The organism is Acinetobacter pragensis (genome assembly GCF_001605895.1).
Classification (GTDB): domain Bacteria; phylum Pseudomonadota; class Gammaproteobacteria; order Pseudomonadales; family Moraxellaceae; genus Acinetobacter; species Acinetobacter pragensis.
Genome location: NZ_LUAW01000001.1, coordinates 53,138 through 68,782, shown reverse-complemented (window position 1 = coordinate 68,782; position 15,645 = coordinate 53,138). Strand labels below are relative to the sequence as shown.

Annotated in this window: 15 protein-coding genes; 2 read left to right on the top strand and 13 right to left on the bottom strand. The window is 40.8% G+C overall.

The features are described 5' to 3' along the window. Positions 1–287: 287 nt before the first annotated feature. The 11 genes from AZH43_RS00320 to acnD all read right to left on the bottom strand — a co-directional run bounded on the left by AZH43_RS00320 (position 288) and on the right by acnD (position 9,708). Positions 288–731 (bottom strand): hypothetical protein, encoded by a 444-nt coding sequence (locus tag AZH43_RS00320; protein ID WP_067665123.1) that lies wholly within the window; start codon positions 729–731, stop codon positions 288–290. Positions 732–1,529: 798 nt separating this feature from the next. After that, a complete protein-coding gene (locus AZH43_RS00315) occupies positions 1,530–2,234 on the bottom strand; it encodes a DUF1003 domain-containing protein (protein WP_067665120.1) in 705 nt (234 codons plus the stop codon). A gap of 59 nt (positions 2,235–2,293) precedes the next feature. Further along, positions 2,294–2,536: a DUF6868 family protein gene (locus tag AZH43_RS00310; protein WP_067665117.1), complete on the bottom strand. Its 243-nt coding sequence runs from the start codon at positions 2,534–2,536 to the stop codon at positions 2,294–2,296. Positions 2,537–2,599: 63 nt separating this feature from the next. Next, entirely contained in the window at positions 2,600–3,337 is a 738-nt protein-coding gene (locus tag AZH43_RS00305) for a hypothetical protein (protein ID WP_067665114.1), read from the bottom strand. Positions 3,338–3,503: 166 nt separating this feature from the next. Then, positions 3,504–3,710 (bottom strand): hypothetical protein, encoded by a 207-nt coding sequence (locus tag AZH43_RS00300; RefSeq protein ID WP_067665111.1) that lies wholly within the window; start codon positions 3,708–3,710, stop codon positions 3,504–3,506. 296 nt (positions 3,711–4,006) lie between these two features. After that, the gene (locus AZH43_RS00295) at positions 4,007–4,585 is read right to left on the bottom strand and encodes a DUF4126 domain-containing protein (protein ID WP_067665108.1); all 579 of its coding nucleotides are present in this window, start codon (positions 4,583–4,585) and stop codon (positions 4,007–4,009) included. 154 nt (positions 4,586–4,739) lie between these two features. Then, the gene (locus AZH43_RS17975) at positions 4,740–4,901 is read right to left on the bottom strand and encodes a zinc ribbon-containing protein (RefSeq protein ID WP_227509757.1); all 162 of its coding nucleotides are present in this window, start codon (positions 4,899–4,901) and stop codon (positions 4,740–4,742) included. A 104-nt stretch (positions 4,902–5,005) separates the two neighbouring features. Then, the gene (gene vapC, locus AZH43_RS00290) at positions 5,006–5,425 is read right to left on the bottom strand and encodes a type II toxin-antitoxin system tRNA(fMet)-specific endonuclease VapC (protein WP_067665105.1); all 420 of its coding nucleotides are present in this window, start codon (positions 5,423–5,425) and stop codon (positions 5,006–5,008) included. Further along, positions 5,425–5,655, bottom strand: coding sequence for an antitoxin (locus AZH43_RS00285; protein ID WP_067665102.1), 231 nt, complete (start codon positions 5,653–5,655; stop codon positions 5,425–5,427). Before AZH43_RS00285 ends, vapC begins: the two co-directional genes overlap by 1 nt. 57 nt (positions 5,656–5,712) lie before the next feature. Then, positions 5,713–6,708: a hypothetical protein gene (locus AZH43_RS00280; RefSeq protein ID WP_067665099.1), complete on the bottom strand. Its 996-nt coding sequence runs from the start codon at positions 6,706–6,708 to the stop codon at positions 5,713–5,715. 381 nt (positions 6,709–7,089) lie between these two features. Beyond that, on the bottom strand, positions 7,090–9,708 hold the full coding sequence (gene acnD / locus AZH43_RS00275; protein WP_067665096.1) for a Fe/S-dependent 2-methylisocitrate dehydratase AcnD: 2,619 nt from the start codon (positions 9,706–9,708) through the stop codon (positions 7,090–7,092). Between the two features lie 652 nt (positions 9,709–10,360). Between acnD and AZH43_RS00270 the strand changes: the two genes are divergently transcribed. Further along, positions 10,361–12,481: a multicopper oxidase family protein gene (locus AZH43_RS00270; protein WP_067665093.1), complete on the top strand. Its 2,121-nt coding sequence runs from the start codon at positions 10,361–10,363 to the stop codon at positions 12,479–12,481. Between the two features lie 132 nt (positions 12,482–12,613). Further along, on the top strand, positions 12,614–13,339 hold the full coding sequence (gene ygfZ, locus AZH43_RS00265; protein WP_067665090.1) for a CAF17-like 4Fe-4S cluster assembly/insertion protein YgfZ: 726 nt from the start codon (positions 12,614–12,616) through the stop codon (positions 13,337–13,339). 347 nt (positions 13,340–13,686) lie between these two features. Here the strand turns inward: ygfZ and AZH43_RS00260 are convergent, their stop codons facing one another. Beyond that, positions 13,687–14,862 (bottom strand): PQQ-dependent sugar dehydrogenase, encoded by a 1,176-nt coding sequence (locus AZH43_RS00260; protein ID WP_067665088.1) that lies wholly within the window; start codon positions 14,860–14,862, stop codon positions 13,687–13,689. Between the two features lie 214 nt (positions 14,863–15,076). Next, positions 15,077–15,322: a hypothetical protein gene (locus AZH43_RS00255; protein ID WP_067665083.1), complete on the bottom strand. Its 246-nt coding sequence runs from the start codon at positions 15,320–15,322 to the stop codon at positions 15,077–15,079. Positions 15,323–15,645: the final 323 nt, after the last annotated feature.

The following is a 15,645-nucleotide window of genomic DNA, read 5'->3' as shown; positions in this document are numbered from 1 at the left end:
CTATAGTAGACAATAGCCAGCGGGATTGTTTCCCTGAACGTGCGAAATCTTTGTATTTTTTAATAAAATTTTCCACTTAATCCTAAATATTGAAAAATTATTTCCAATAAGAACAAAAAACGGATTTATCAGCGCATAAAAACACAATTAATGAAATTTTATTCAACCCAACAATGCCACTAATGCTTTTGCCTATTCAACATTTTCTAATGGCTGTTTTTTTTAAAAAAATCCAGCCCCATACAGCGTGAATGTGAAGATAGCCCGCGCAACGCAAGACTTGCGGCTTATTCTGCCAAAGATGCATGCTGTTCTGTATACAGCGCCCGAATGGCCTCCAATTCACCATGTGTAAATGCATCGAGCAAATCCCGCGTAGCGGTTAAATTTAAATGCTGAAAAGCGGCATCTTTGACTGTGCTGTATTTCAGCAAGCCAAATAAATTTGACCGTTCAACCTCAACTTCAATATCACTGTCAAAATTAAATGCCAAAGCGCCCGTCTCCGGTATTTCAATTAAGCTGATCTGTACAGCAAGATTCTGTTCATTGTCAGTCACAGTAAATACAGCCTTTCCGCCCCGCATCTGGAGCATTAAAATCTGCAGCTGTTTCCAGTTCATTCCGTTGAATTTTTCCATAATTTCTTCAGCAGACATTTCTTCAAAAAACTCTGCTTCATCATCTGAATGATGGTGCGGATGCCGGATCTCTAAATCATAGGTTGTCATTGTTATTCTGCCTGATTTTATACTCTGCTTAAATTTTACCAATAGTTTAAAAGGCACTATCATTTTGTTTTTAAATGCTTAAATGAATCCCATCACTTTAAAAAAGGTGATTTAATGACTTTCGGCACAGTAATATTTAAAAAAATGAAATAAGCCATATTCTTTCAACACTGCAGCTTGATATTTACAGTGCCTTTAAGCAAAATTCTGGATGAACCGGATTCATTCAGCACACAATTGCCGTAACTATTTTGCAGGACAAGAAAGGAAAAAATGCAAAAGCGGAATAAGAAAGTTAAATAAAAAATTGAGAATATACAGGTAGTGTTCTAAAAGAATGCAAAGTGCTATTTGAATGAGATTGTTATAATGTTTTGTGCTTTGCTGCGAATTTTTAGGGCGGTGTAAGAGAAAACTGAATTGTTTACTTCAACTATCCTGACTTGGTAAGTCATGATCTTATAGCCTATAAACTTGTGATTTATAGCGTCCTAAGCCGAATCGAGACCTTGTGGGTAAGTACTGCTCTCGCGTTTTGCGCCCTCACAGCATGCTGCTCTTTTCGATCTCTGTCACACCCTTGAGATCTATAGTAGCGAATGCACTGAGGGATTAATTTCCGAAGATTCAGCAATTTTCATTCATTTTAGGATTTTTTTTCGCATTCCCACATCATAAAAGTATATTTTCCCTTTAAGCCCATTTTTTAAGATTTTTATTGCGCTAAAAATGCTTTATTAGAAATATTTTCTCTGCGATAAAGCGCCATATTGCATAAAATGAGGCTCTAAATCAGCGCTAATCTTTCTTTTTACTCATTTCTGACAGTAAATCCAGCTGAATTTCCTGAATTTTTGCCAGCCTGTCCCATTGATGCATCAGCAGGTGGTCAATTTTTTCATGCAAATTCCGGATTTCCAGCTCAGCCTTTAAATTCACCTGATAGTCATTTTCCGAACGCATGCGGTCTTTGGCTTCTTGACGGTTTTGACTCATCATAATGATCGGCGCTTGAATGGCCGCCAGGCAGGACAGCATCAAATTCAGTAAAATAAAAGGATACGGATCTGCGGGATGCTTCACCATAATCACGGTATTCACCATAATCCACAACGCTAGAAACAAGCCAAAACAAATTAAAAACGCCCAGCTGCCGCCAAATGTAGCAATTTTATCGGCCAGCCGTTCGCCGAAACTCCACTGTTGATCCAGTTTGTTTTCGACATTTTTACTGATCAGGTCATGCAGCTGCATGCTGTTCAGAACCTCATATTCTAAATTCGATACCTCGCCCTGCTCGGAGCTGAGTATGGACTGAACATACTGCATGCGGTACTTGGTCAAATCGGACTGGCAAATATAGTCCTGCACCGTCCAATCTGGGTAGTCTTTGGCTATTTCTTTAGTAATGACCTTGCGCACTGTCCCGATTGGAATCAGTGTTTTCAAAGAAAAACTTTTTTTGCACACCAAGCATGTCCGGCATTCTGTTTTTCCGTTCATTCCAACCCCGCTGCATTGAATCACTCATCTTTGACTTGAGCATACTGTCGAGCATAATTTTAATGCAACATATTTAATGCAATATAGGGCGTCAAATTCAGCAATAAAATTCCAATTTTATATACGGCCATGCCGCCATAGTGGATTGCATCAAATTGCTGATCGCTGATTTGAAACCATTGACCATGCAGACGTTTCATCCAATCTTTGGCAAAAATAAATGCGATAAACCAAATCATTAAAATGATGTAATTGATTAACATGCAATAGAGCAGAAAGTCACTGAGCTGTGTGATATTCATGGTCTTTCTCCGCTGCCGGCTGTTGCTTTTATTTTAAGCTTTTTATGCGGTTTCCGCCGTTTTTTATTCAAGCGCTGAAAGCGTCAGTTCATCAAAATCGTGTATTTGCGACAGATAGATGGGGGCCGCATGTATTCGGCGCCAACTTTCCTTAAAGCGCGGCTCTGCATCGTCATTATTTTTATTGATATTATCTCTGTACAATTTTTTCTGACTTAAAAAATTGATACTGGTTTTGTTATCGATATAAGGCCCATGATTAGAGGAATCATCATAGCCAATCAAACGCAGATCTTGGCCTTCTAAACGAAAGCTATATGACCAGTAGCCATAGCGGCCATGCGCATAGTGAATTTTCAATAATCCTTTTTCGATGTATGGCACAAGCTCTGGCGCAAAATACACCCCGCCGTCTTCATTTTCAGATGAAAAGGCCGCCAGATTCTGCATAACTTTTTTGTATTTTCCGCCGTCGTACAGCAGCACAATAATGCCGCGGCGGTTGCGGTCGACCTGTTCGCCAAATTGATTGGCTTCGTTCATTTTTGAATCTGTACTTTTGACAATCAGCACCAAATCCGCTTTAGCGTCTTTATTCAAGTCACCCTTTAGCGCTTCATACAGTACGAAGCTTTGTGGAATATACGCTTGATATTGCTGCTGATCTTTTTGCAGCTGCAGTTGCTCTGCAGATACGGGCTGAACAGAGGGCGTTTCAGCATAGGAAAATACATTCAGCCCTAGCGCTGCCAATAAGCCAGCCTTCAGCGGCCAACTTGGCTTTTTGATTTTTTTGCGCATTATTGATTTCCTTATTTATACGGCGCTTGATAAATTTAGGCTTAAAATTTGAGTATTCCATATTTAAGCTTCATATTATGGGCTGCAGTCTGCCTAATCGATGGCTGTTAAAAAAAAAACTCTGCCCCATGGCAGAGTTGTCTTGCAGCATTCACATCGGCGTCCGTCACTGTTCACAGCATTTGCTGCAGCCGTCGATTTTTTCCATCGGCCAATTCATTCTTGCCCGCTTGTACGCCAGTTTAAAATCTGCAAAGTAGCCAATTAAAATCTGGTCATCAAATTTTGGCAGATCTTCGCAGCCTTCCGATGCATTATGAATTTTATGCACACCATTCGGCAAAGCGTTTTCATCGACAATAAATTTAATCATGCAGCATTCCCCATATTAATTTTTTTAAGTTCGGCAATGAATAAACCCATATAAAAATTATGGCTTTAATTCCATAATAAAATTATGCCTTTATTGAGTGAAAATCAATCAGTTTTTGTGTATGTTTTTCATTTTTTAATTATTTTATTCTTATATAAAACAAGCCGCTATTTATAAATTTTTCTTATTATTCTATATATGCAGTACATGCTTGAATATCCACAGCCTTCCGAAAAACCGCATGAATCATATCAAAACGGATTACAGCGCTGCACACCCAAAGCCACTGAGTCCAGTTAGGCTGCAGGCGTATGGATATTTTCCATCCGTTTACGGCGTATCCAGCGCACAATTAAAATCATAGCAATGATCACCAGCAACACCACCAGCACAGGAACAATAAACGACAAAACCGACAGCAGCACGGCGCCGATCAATTCACCTGTTGAAATCAGCGGATTGGCGATGCCGCCTGTTGTACCTGTCGATACTGCACGCGCTGCGACAGTGTTCATTTGCACTACGCCTGCCGTTCCGCCGCCGACAATAATGGCCGCCGCCCAGCTGGCAAACTGCGACATTTCACCGCTGCTGACCGCCATGGTGGCCAAAGTGCCCGCGACCATGGATGCAGGGGTTGCAATCGTATCTAAAACATTGTCTACCCAAGGAATGTAGTAAGCGGCAATTTCACAGACGGTTGCAAAGCCTAATGCAATGCAGACCGATGGCATTGCCAGCCATTCGAAGCCTTTCATGGGTTCAAACAGGCCGGTTAAGGATGCAATGCTCATCACCAGCAAAGGAACAAATACACGAAAACCGCAGGCGGCGCTTAACCCAATGCCAATGCATAACCCTAAGATTGTTTCCATAATGCCCCTCTGCCTTTTGATACTTTTGTTATTTTATGAATTTGCTGCTTATTTTTATTACAGCATGCTTAGAAGGCAATAAAAAGCCCCATCTTGTGACGGGGCTTATGTTTAAAGCAGGGTTATCTGTTTAAAACATATTGCTTTGGCAAATTTATTTTTTAAATTCAGTGCCATGGCATTTGGTACACGGGGGTAAACGGTCTGTACCAATTTCTAAGTATGTGCGTTTGCCGCACTGAACACAAAAATAGAAGCCTGTTCCGGGTTTTGAGCCAGCAGTAACCATTTTTGTTCTCCATGTGTTTTTAGAAATGGTAGAACCAGTATATCCCTCTTATGATGATTATCTATTGGTCATTTCGACAAATGATAGTGGCAGTTGGGCGAAGTATAATTTTTATAATGAATTTGACAGCTTTATAAACTTTTGGTAAGCCAGTTTTCAACTTGCAGCTGCTCTACTCTTAAAAATTCTTTTTCATTGTTGGTGACCATCACCCAGTTATTTGTTCGCGCATGTGCGGCTAACCATAAGTCATTGTTTCCTATAATTTGCCCTTTAGCCGTTAAGTCTTTTCGGATTTGCGCATAGTGTTCTGCAACGGTTTCATCTAATTCGATAACTGGGATAATAGCGGTTAATTCATCTATAACTTTTAAGGCTTTGTGTTTCCATTGGCTTTTTTCTGCGCCAAAGCATAATTCCCCCAAAGTGATGACTGAAATAAAAATATTGCCGTCAGGTAAATGTTTTTCAAAATGCTGACGGACAATTTCAGGCTGATGTTTGGTGATATAGATACAAATATTGGTATCTAATAGGTATTGTGTTGGCATTAGAACTCTTCTCGTTCTTGCGGTGGTTCATCCACTCTTGTTTCTGCATAAAAGTCATCTGGCATTTGCGCCAAGACATTAAATAAACGCTCTGCTGTGACTGGTTTTTCGCGCAATATCACTTCGTCACCACGGCGGAAGATTTCAACTTCTTTGCCTTCAAAACGAAATTCTTTCGGTAAGCGGATGGCTTGACTGCGTCCTGTCATAAAAACTTTTGCGGTAGTCATCGGGCTACTCCATCAGTTTTGATATATATCCTATGATAGGTATTTTATGGATGTTTTTCAAACAAAATCACTTACTGTTTCAAAATACTCTTTTAACAATTCTTTATGATTAAAGTAACTATTTAAAACTATAAACAAAAAATATTCGTTTTTAAATTTATCAAAAAAAGGAATCCGAGAATTGTCTATTTTAAAAGTTTTAACTTTTCGATGACCTTTTACATTAGAATTTTTTAAACGTTCAGAGTATTCGTCTAAAGAGTAAACTATATACTCATGATCAAGATGTGATATAAAATATTGATCATTCTCAATAAAATATTCCAAATGAACAAGTTGAGTCACAATATTCTCATTAAGCAACTCAAAATCATCACATATCTCCTCAAATATTAGATGTCTTTTCAACCGATTATGTTGTATCCATAAAGCATTTTCATAATTATTTAAATCAAAAAATTTTGAAACTTTCGGTAAGGTACTTATTTCATTTTTTAATTTAGCACCACGATCAATAGAATCAAAAATTAAAAAACCTTTCCGCACCCCATCAACCCTAAAAGCAAGATTTTCAATAACCCCTTTCTTGTAATAGTACGATAGAGTTTCCAATAAAAATCTACGAATTGATAAACAAAAGTTTATATCTAGTCTTTTATCCACTAAATATTTATTAGCTTGATTGCAAACTATTGAAAAATTTTCATTAATTGAGTTAATTTTATATTTATAAAATTCCGAATCTTCTTCAATAATTTTAATGTTTTTTTCTTCATATATTTTAACAATATCATTATAAAGATAATTATTAAGAATTCTATCCCGTGAACACTTACCTAAATACTCATAATAATCTAATTCAATAAAATACAAATCAACAATAACAGCAATAATTTCATTATATTTATTAGAGTTTTGTAGTAAAAATTCACCAAAAAAACAACTAAATTCTTTCTTACAATATTCAACTATTTCTTCATCTTTGTCATAATTCAACAATCCTTTTTTACGGTCAATTTTGTATTCAAATAGACGCCTTATCTCAATATCCACATCACTACGCTTTAACTCCTGCTCCAATAAAAAAATAGTTTTTTTTATTTTATCTTTAAAAGTTTTAATAATATCTACTTGATGATTATTTAATAAATTTTTTTTATATTCAGGAACAACTATTTCATAAATAAACTTATAATCAAAAATAATTACAGCTTTAAATGCCCCAAAACTTTTATATCTACTAGGAATTTCTTTTTTTCTTATTATTTAATATAGTTTCCACATACTAACCTCAAATAAAAAAACCCCACATAAATGTAGGGTCTTTTTTAAACAATATCAATAACTTTAATCCTCCCCAACCCTCCTTTTTAAAGGAGGGAGTTCCCCCTCTTTCTCAAAGAGGGGTTAGGGGGAGATTTCTAACTTAAAGACTTAAGCCACATTCCCTTCTAAAAAGTCCTGTGCAAAGCGTTGCAATACACCGCCCGCTTCATATACAGACACTTCTTCTTCAGTATCCAAACGGCAAGTCACTGGCACTTTAACAATTTCTTCTTTACCGTCAGCCGTTGCACGTTCAATCACTAAAGTTAAGGTCGAACGCGGTGCAATGTTGCCAATCACGCTATACAACTCAGTACCATCAAGTTTTAACGTCTTACGGTCAGTGCCCGCTTTAAACTCAAGCGGCAGCACGCCCATACCCACAAGGTTAGTCCGGTGAATACGCTCAAAACCTTCCGCCACAATCACTTCTACACCAGCAAGGCGCACACCTTTAGCGGCCCAGTCACGGCTAGAACCCTGACCATAGTCTTTACCTGCAATAATGATCAGTGGCTGCTTGCGGTTCATGTAGGTTTCAATCGCTTCCCACATACGCATCACTTCGCCTTCAGGCTCTACACGCGCTTTCGAACCTTGCTTGATCGTACCGTCAGAGCGCACCACCATTTCATTGAACAATTTCGGGTTGGCAAATGTTGCACGCTGCGTAGTTAAGTGGTCACCACGGTGCGTTGCGTAAGAGTTAAAGTCTTCCTCAGGCACGCCCATTTTCTTCAAATATTCACCCGAAGCAGAATCCAACACAATCGCATTCGATGGAGATAAATGGTCTGTGGTGATGTTATCACCCAAGATTGCAAGCGGACGCATATTGGCTAAAGTGCGCGGTGCAGCAAGTGCGCCTTCCCAATATGGCGGACGGCGGATATAGGTACTTTGCGGACGCCAGTCATATAGCGGGCTTTCAGATTTCGCATTCACACCCAAATCAAACATTGGGATATAAATTTTCTTGAATTGTTCAGGCTTCACAGCCACTTTGACCAATGCATCAATTTCTTCATCCGACGGCCAAATGTCTTTTAAGTAAATTGGATTACCGTCTTTGTCATTGCCCAAAGAATCAGTTTCGATGTCAAAACGAATTGTCCCTGCAATCGCATACGCTACGACAAGCGGAGGCGAAGCCAAAAATGCCTGTTTTGCATAAGGATGGATACGGCCATCAAAGTTACGGTTGCCTGAAAGTACTGCAGTTGCATACAGGTCACGGTCAATAATTTCTTGCTGAATTTTGGGATCCAATGCGCCCGACATGCCGTTACAGGTCGTGCATGCATAGGCCACAATACCAAAACCGAGTTTTTCTAAATCGTGCAATACCCCAGCTTCTTCAAGATATAAAGCCGCTGCTTTAGAACCCGGTGCAAATGATGATTTCACCCACGGTTTACGCACTAAGCCAAGCTCATTCGCCTTACGCGCCAACAAACCTGCCGCAACAGTATTACGCGGGTTAGAGGTGTTGGTACAAGACGTAATGGCCGCAATAATCACTGCGCCATCAGGAATTAAACCTTCAGCTTCTTGCGCACGGGCTGCTTCTAAATTACCTGCAATGCCTTTGGCTTTTAAGTCAGCTGTCGATACACGTGCATGCGGGTTTGACGGGCCAGCAATGTTACGGGTCACCGTAGAAAGATCGAAACGCAACACGCGTGGATATTCCGCTTGCTTCATGTCAGACGCCCAAAGACCAATTTCTTTGGCATAAGTTTCGACCAATTTAATTTGATCGGCTTCGCGGCCAGTCAGCGTTAAATAATCAATGGTGTTTTGGTCGATGTAGAACATCGCCGCGGTTGCGCCATATTCAGGCGTCATGTTGGAAATCGTCGCGCGGTCACCGACTGACATGCTGTCTGCGCCTTCACCGAAGAATTCTAAATATGCACCAACCACACGTTCTTTACGCAAGAATTCAGTCAATGCTAAAACGATATCTGTTGCCGTGATGCCTGCTTGACGCTGACCGACAAATTCCACACCAATAATGTCCGGCAGACGCATCCAAGACGCACGGCCCAGCATGACATTTTCAGCTTCTAAACCGCCGACACCAATCGAAATCACACCGAGCGCATCGGTATGCGGCGTATGCGAATCTGTGCCGACGCAAGTATCCGGATAGGCAATGCCGCCGCGGTTTTGTATCACCGGAGACATTTTCTCCAAGTTGATTTGGTGCATGATGCCGTTGCCAGCAGGGATTACATCGACATTTTCAAACGCTGTTTTGGTCCATTCAATAAAATGGAAACGGTCTTCATTGCGGCGGTCTTCAATTGCACGGTTTTTCTCAAACGCATCTGGGTCAAAACCGCCGAATTCTACAGCCAATGAGTGGTCGACAATCAGCTGGGTTGGAACCACTGGATTGACTTTTGACGGGTCGCCGCCTTGGTCAGCAATGGCATCACGCAGGCCAGCAAGGTCAACCAATGCTGTTTGACCTAAGATGTCATGGCACACCACACGGGCTGGATACCAAGGAAAGTCATGATCTTGCTTGCGGTTAATCAGTTCTTTTAAAGATTGTTCAAGAATGGCTGGATCACAGCGGCGTACCAGCTGCTCAGCCAATACTTTTGACGTGTATGGAAGTTTTGCATATGCGCCTGGCTGGATGTCTTCTACGGCTTGACGCACATCGAAGTATTCGAGCTGGGTATTTTGCAGCGGTTTGCGGTAATTGTTATTCATTGAATTTGTGCCTCTTGCATCATTTTGTACTGCGCCTCTAATGCTTTGAATACTACACTGCCGAAAACCCATTTCCCAAATCGTTTATATTTCATAAGCTTAGATACTAAAATAGGGGTTTTTGAAATATCTAGTTACATTACTTTCTGAATATTTGCTCTAAATATGATTTTTTTTGAAAAATAGCGGCAAATCAGGCTAATTCTTTAGTCTAAGACATTTGAAACACGCTTAAATTTGCTTCACCTCATCAGCCAAGGCGCTCAAAAGCGCGCTGCTGCTGGGTTTCATCATTCAGTCCCCAGATGAGCGTCATTGAGCGTTTCACATGCAATATATTCAAGCCGAAAAAAATGAGGCTCAATTCTCATTTAGAATTAAAACATTGAAGCACATTACCCAAATTATCCCCCATTTTGGGGATATCTTCTGTTTTTAAAACTCTTCAATAATAAGCTGAACAAAAAATTCATCAGAAAAACGCAACGACAATAATTGAAAGAAAAAAGGTTTAAGGCGTAAAAGCAGCCGGCATGGAATGCGCTTGCATATTCCAGCTGAAATGGAGCCATAAGTTTTAAACCGCAAAGATAGCGGACTTCAATACAACTAAAACGGCTGTCGCTGCGTCATTTTATTTTGGAGGGAAATTATGAATAAATTTAAAACCATGATTGGCTCAGCCGGCTTGCTGGGCTGCTTAGCCTTATATGCATGCGGTGACAGCAATCAAGAATCTGCAGAAACCCTGATTCAAGAAGAAGACATTGATTCACCTGCTGTGATTTCCAACCCTCCACGGCTAAAGGCCAATGCCGCAGGTGAACATGAATTAATTATCGCCTACAAAAATCAGCAATTGTTTGATCCGGAAACGGGAGAAAATGATTCGCTGCATCTGCGCGGCTATTTGACCAAGCCTGAATTATGGAACAGCAAAAATGCAGATGACAGCGTCAGTGATGTGTTGGTGGGCCCTCAAATCCGCGCCAAACAAGGCAAAAGCTTAAAAATCCACTTGGTCAATCATCTTCCGGAAGAATCTGCAGAAACGTGTCCAGAGAGCATCAGCAATATCAATCAAGGCCACTGTTTCAATACCACCAATCTGCATACGCATGGATTATGGATCAGTCCGCAAGGCAATAGCGATAATGTCTTTTTGATGCTGAAACCGAATGAAGATTTTCACTACGAATTTAAAATTGAGCCGAACCACCCTGCCGGCACTTTTTGGTATCACTCGCATGTTCACGGTTCTACAGCCATCCAAGTGTCCAGCGGCATGGCCGGCCCTTTGATTATTGAGGGAGAGCGCAAACCTGCCGTAGCTGATGGAAAACTGACGCAAACCGGCGATTTTGACATTTTGTGGAAGAACCAAAACAGCGGAAAATATGATCATGAAAAAATTATGCTGTTCCAGCAAATCCAATACGGCGAAGACTGCAATGCCAAGCTGACGCCAACTGCCGACTCACCGTGCATCTATGCCTTGGAAGATTATTCAAAATTGGATATTCCGACGTCATGGGCTACAGAAAACCGCTTTACCAGCATCAACGGCAAAATGCAGGGTGAAATCAAAGCCGATCAAAACCAGTATCACCGCTGGCGCATGATTCATGGCGGCATCCGCGATACCATTGGCCTGACCATTAAAGAACTTCCAGATTCGGCAGCATTTACCGCCGAGCAAACGGTTGCAGCCTGCAGCAAATATCAAAGCAAGGCCATAGCAGCGCAATTTAAGGCATTAAAGAGCCTGCCGCTTTATACAGTCGCACAAGACGGCCTCACTATGGGCCAAGTGCAAAAACAGGGGAGTGAAATCTTCCAGCCCGGCTACCGTTTTGATGCCATGCTGTCTTTTCCAAGCCTGAATAAATATTGCGTCTATGACGCCAAACTGAATTTGGAAGATGAAATTAATGCAGCGCAATCCACCTCCTTGCTGCGCAGCGCTGCCGGTGAAAGCCTGAATACGCAGCTGCTGGGCTGGGTAAATGTTCAGGCCACAAAGCTTCCTGAACAGACGCCTTATGCCTTTTTGTCCAGCCAAGCCGAACACATTGGACTGGCGCCGGAAATCGTGCAGCAAGTTGCACAAGGCGATCTTTCAGCCTTCACTGCGCATGCCAGCTTAATGACTTCAGATGTGGACGAGCTGCTGAAAGACATGGCTAAGCAGATCACCAATTTTGACATTCAGTTTAATGCGGACGGCAGCGCCAAATTTGGCCTGCGCCATGAAGACAATGGGACGCTGATTGGCTTTGGAGATGCTTACCATGGCGAAGACCATACCAATCATACCTATGTCCGCAAACTGCCAATTGGCAAAACACAGGAATGGGAACTCAGCAGCAATTTGGCCAATCATCCGTTCCATATCCATGTCAACCCGTTCCAAATCGTGAAAATTTTGAATGCAGACGGTACGGATGTCAGCGCCATTGGCAGCTCGGATAAAGACAGCGCCGGCAATATCGATTCGCAGTACCATGGCCTAAAAGGTGTGTGGAAAGATACATTGCTGATCAAGCAAGGCTATAAAATCTTTGTGCGCAGCAAATATGAAAAATTCGAAGGCGACTTTGTACTGCATTGCCATATTCTTGACCATGAAGATCAAGGCATGATGGAAACCGTGCGGATTTGCGGCGATAAATATGACTGCAATACTGAACCGCCCAGCCATCACACGTCTATGGATATGGACATGAGCGCCAGTGACGTTTCTGCTTCCAGTGTGTCAGCGCATAGCCACTAAGCAGTACACTGCGCCATTGCAGCAAACCAAACAGCAAGCCTATAAACATATAGGCTTTTTGTTTGCCTATCTGCCGCGCTTGCTTCAAAATATCCTTATTCAAGATTGATAAAATTTATGTAGAGGCTTGTCATGTCAACGTCGATGACATTTACATCTTTCACTTTAAATGGTGTGGATGCGCAAAAATTCCTGCAGGGTCAAGTCACTTTAAACGCAGAGGCTTTGGCCGAAAATGTGACACGCTATACTGCCATTTGCGATTTAAAGGGCCGTATCCACTTTGGACTGTGGCTGACCAAACGCAACCCGGAAAGCTTTGAGATTGTGACTACTGCCGATCAAGCCGAAGAATTTGCCAAGCATATTAAAAAATTTGGCGCTTTTTCTAAAATGAAGCTTGAAGAAGCTGGCCCTGTTTATCCAACACTCAATGGCGATCAAACTTCTTTTGCCGTAGAGCCTACCGATGTGCCGGCTTGGGAAGTTCAAGCCATTCAAGCAGGCCAGGCTTATATTAATCAAGCCATTGAACATATCTTTCAGCCGCAGGAATTGCGCCTGCATCAGCGTGAAGGCGTGCATTATGACAAAGGCTGCTACCTAGGTCAGGAAGTGATTGCGCGCTTATGGTTTAAAGCCAAACCGAAAGCATGGCTGCATGCCATCTCAGGTACAGGCGCTGCGCCCGCTCAGGGTGAACAGCTGCATGCTCAGGTGCAAGTGGTGAATAGCGCTGCAACTGAAAATGGCTATGTGGCATTGGTTGTTGCCCGTCCAGACGCTTTGGCTGAGCTGGATGTAAAAGTTTTAGATTTGCCCGAGGCTTTAAACGGTGATGTTGCAAGACCGCAATAAGCCTTTAAAAACTTATAATGTTGTGTCAATGAGCCTCTAAAATTAGGGGCTTTTTTAATGCTTAGATGTAAAAACTATTTGATTGATCGTCAATTTTTTTAATCTTCAGATAATGATAAAAATATAATAAAGTAATAAAAATAAAGCGACATCATTTTTATAGCTTAGTTTGGATTTCTGCTGTGAAATCAGCACCGATTTTGACGAAAGCCCCCTGATGGAAAACTGTCAGCTAAAGCAAAAAAACTATGCAGGCGTATTTTTTCATTTATTAAGAACTGAGATAAATAAAACAGCGACGTAAAGCCAAGGTTTAAAATACGTTGGCTTTTTAAAGACAGTGTCGATTATTTTCTTCGGACATAATAAACCACGCCTGCTTTATCATCTGAAAAATAAAATGATTTTTCATCAACTCGATAAATATCCGCAGGGCGGCCATATACCGTTTTACCAACTAAAAACCCATCCATAAATGTTTCAAGCTTTTGACCTTTACGCATAATCGCAATTTGGTAGCCGTGACCAATTGAGGCATCCGTAGCCCCATGCAGAGCCACTAAAAAAGAGTTTTTGATAATGTCATCTGTATTTGGATGATCAAAATAATCAAAACCTAGTGCAGACGAATGCGATGGAAAATAAGCATAGGGAGACCGTATATTTTTACACCCCGATGCACGTTTAAATTTCGGATCAGCCAAAACTTTCCCATTCGAGGAATAACAAGAAGGCCAGCCATAATCTGCATCACGTTTCAGTGCATAAAAAGTTTCATCAGGCTTCCCCTTTCCTAAATGATCTGCACCTTGATTGGTGGCAAATAGGAATTTACCAATCCATTTCAAACCGACTGCATTGCGCAAGCCTTTGGCGTAAATCTTTTGTTCCGAACCATCAGGATTCATTTCTAAAACGGCCGCCCGAACTTTTTCATTCTCAACACAAGCATTACAGCTTGAGCCTGCAGACACATAAATTTTCCCGTTCCCGCCGACGGCAATGCTCCGCGTTAAATGCCAGCCGCCATATTTATAACTCAATCCATAATCAGGAAAAACCGCTAAAACTTCAGCCTTACTCGCGGGCTTAATTTCACCTTTGATAAATTTTTGTCGGGTAAGTTGATGTGTTTCAGCTAAATACAGCCAATCTTGCCCTTGTGCATCTGTATAAAATTGAACTGAATTTGGATTTCTCAAACCCATCAGATAAGGAATGATTTTACCGAATTTCCCCGATTCCGCATTCCAATCATCTAAAATAAAAACAGTCCCTTTTTTATTGTCCGTCAAATCATGCATGTCCGTGACAAACATTCTGCCATCGGGCGCCCGAGCAAAAAAACGTACGCGTTTTAAACCTTCGGCAGCAGGAATAATTTCATAATCTGACGGCAAATTTAAAGAAAAATGCTGACCATTTTTCAAGTTAATTTGATGAGGAACAAGCTTTGGCTGTATGGCCCAACTTGTCACTGAATAAGCTAAGCTAATGAATAAGATGAGTATTGTTTTTATCATATTAAAGGCATCTGAATTAATCCTGCAATTTTTTTATCATAAAATACTTGTTCATATTATATTCAATTCAGGTTTTAAATATTTATCTAATTAAACTTTATATTTTAAAAAATCTTTTTTAATAATTTTAATTATAGCTGCAAATAATGGACAAGATCCGGGAGGTACAAAAAGCCTCCCCCTGAATCTTTATTTTTAAAGAAGACGCTTTGATTCAAAACCCATGAAACAGCTTATTCATGTCCTTGCACAAATAATCTTTAAATGAATAATCCCGCGCATGCTTGGCATCAAACTTTGCAGTCTGGCCATCTTTTTCAAAGATATACACGCGGTCCTCTTTGCTGACTAAAAACTCGCCGCCAAGTTTCATCAGCAAGGCATCAATTTTATCTTCATGCGCAATGCTGTCGTCTTGATCGACCTTGTCATAATTGCGCCGGATGCTTTTAATAAACATGTGTCTGCTCTTTCATTTATTGCAGCGCAGATTTACCTTAAAACACAATGAAAAGCAAATCTGTTTAAAAGAAAATGTCCAAATTCAGAATCAACTCATCATTTAGATTTAAATTAGAACAGCAATGAATCAAAATTCCATCGAATTGTAATGCGCTAAATCTGCAGAACATTTCTGCACAGCCTTGTTTTTTGCATTGACCCTACACGTTTCAATTGTCGCGCTCACACAATTGCAGACCGCTTGGAATATTTCACAAAAGGCATATTTACTTTCGCATAATTCTAATTATGATGAGATATACGGTTATTACACATGAATAT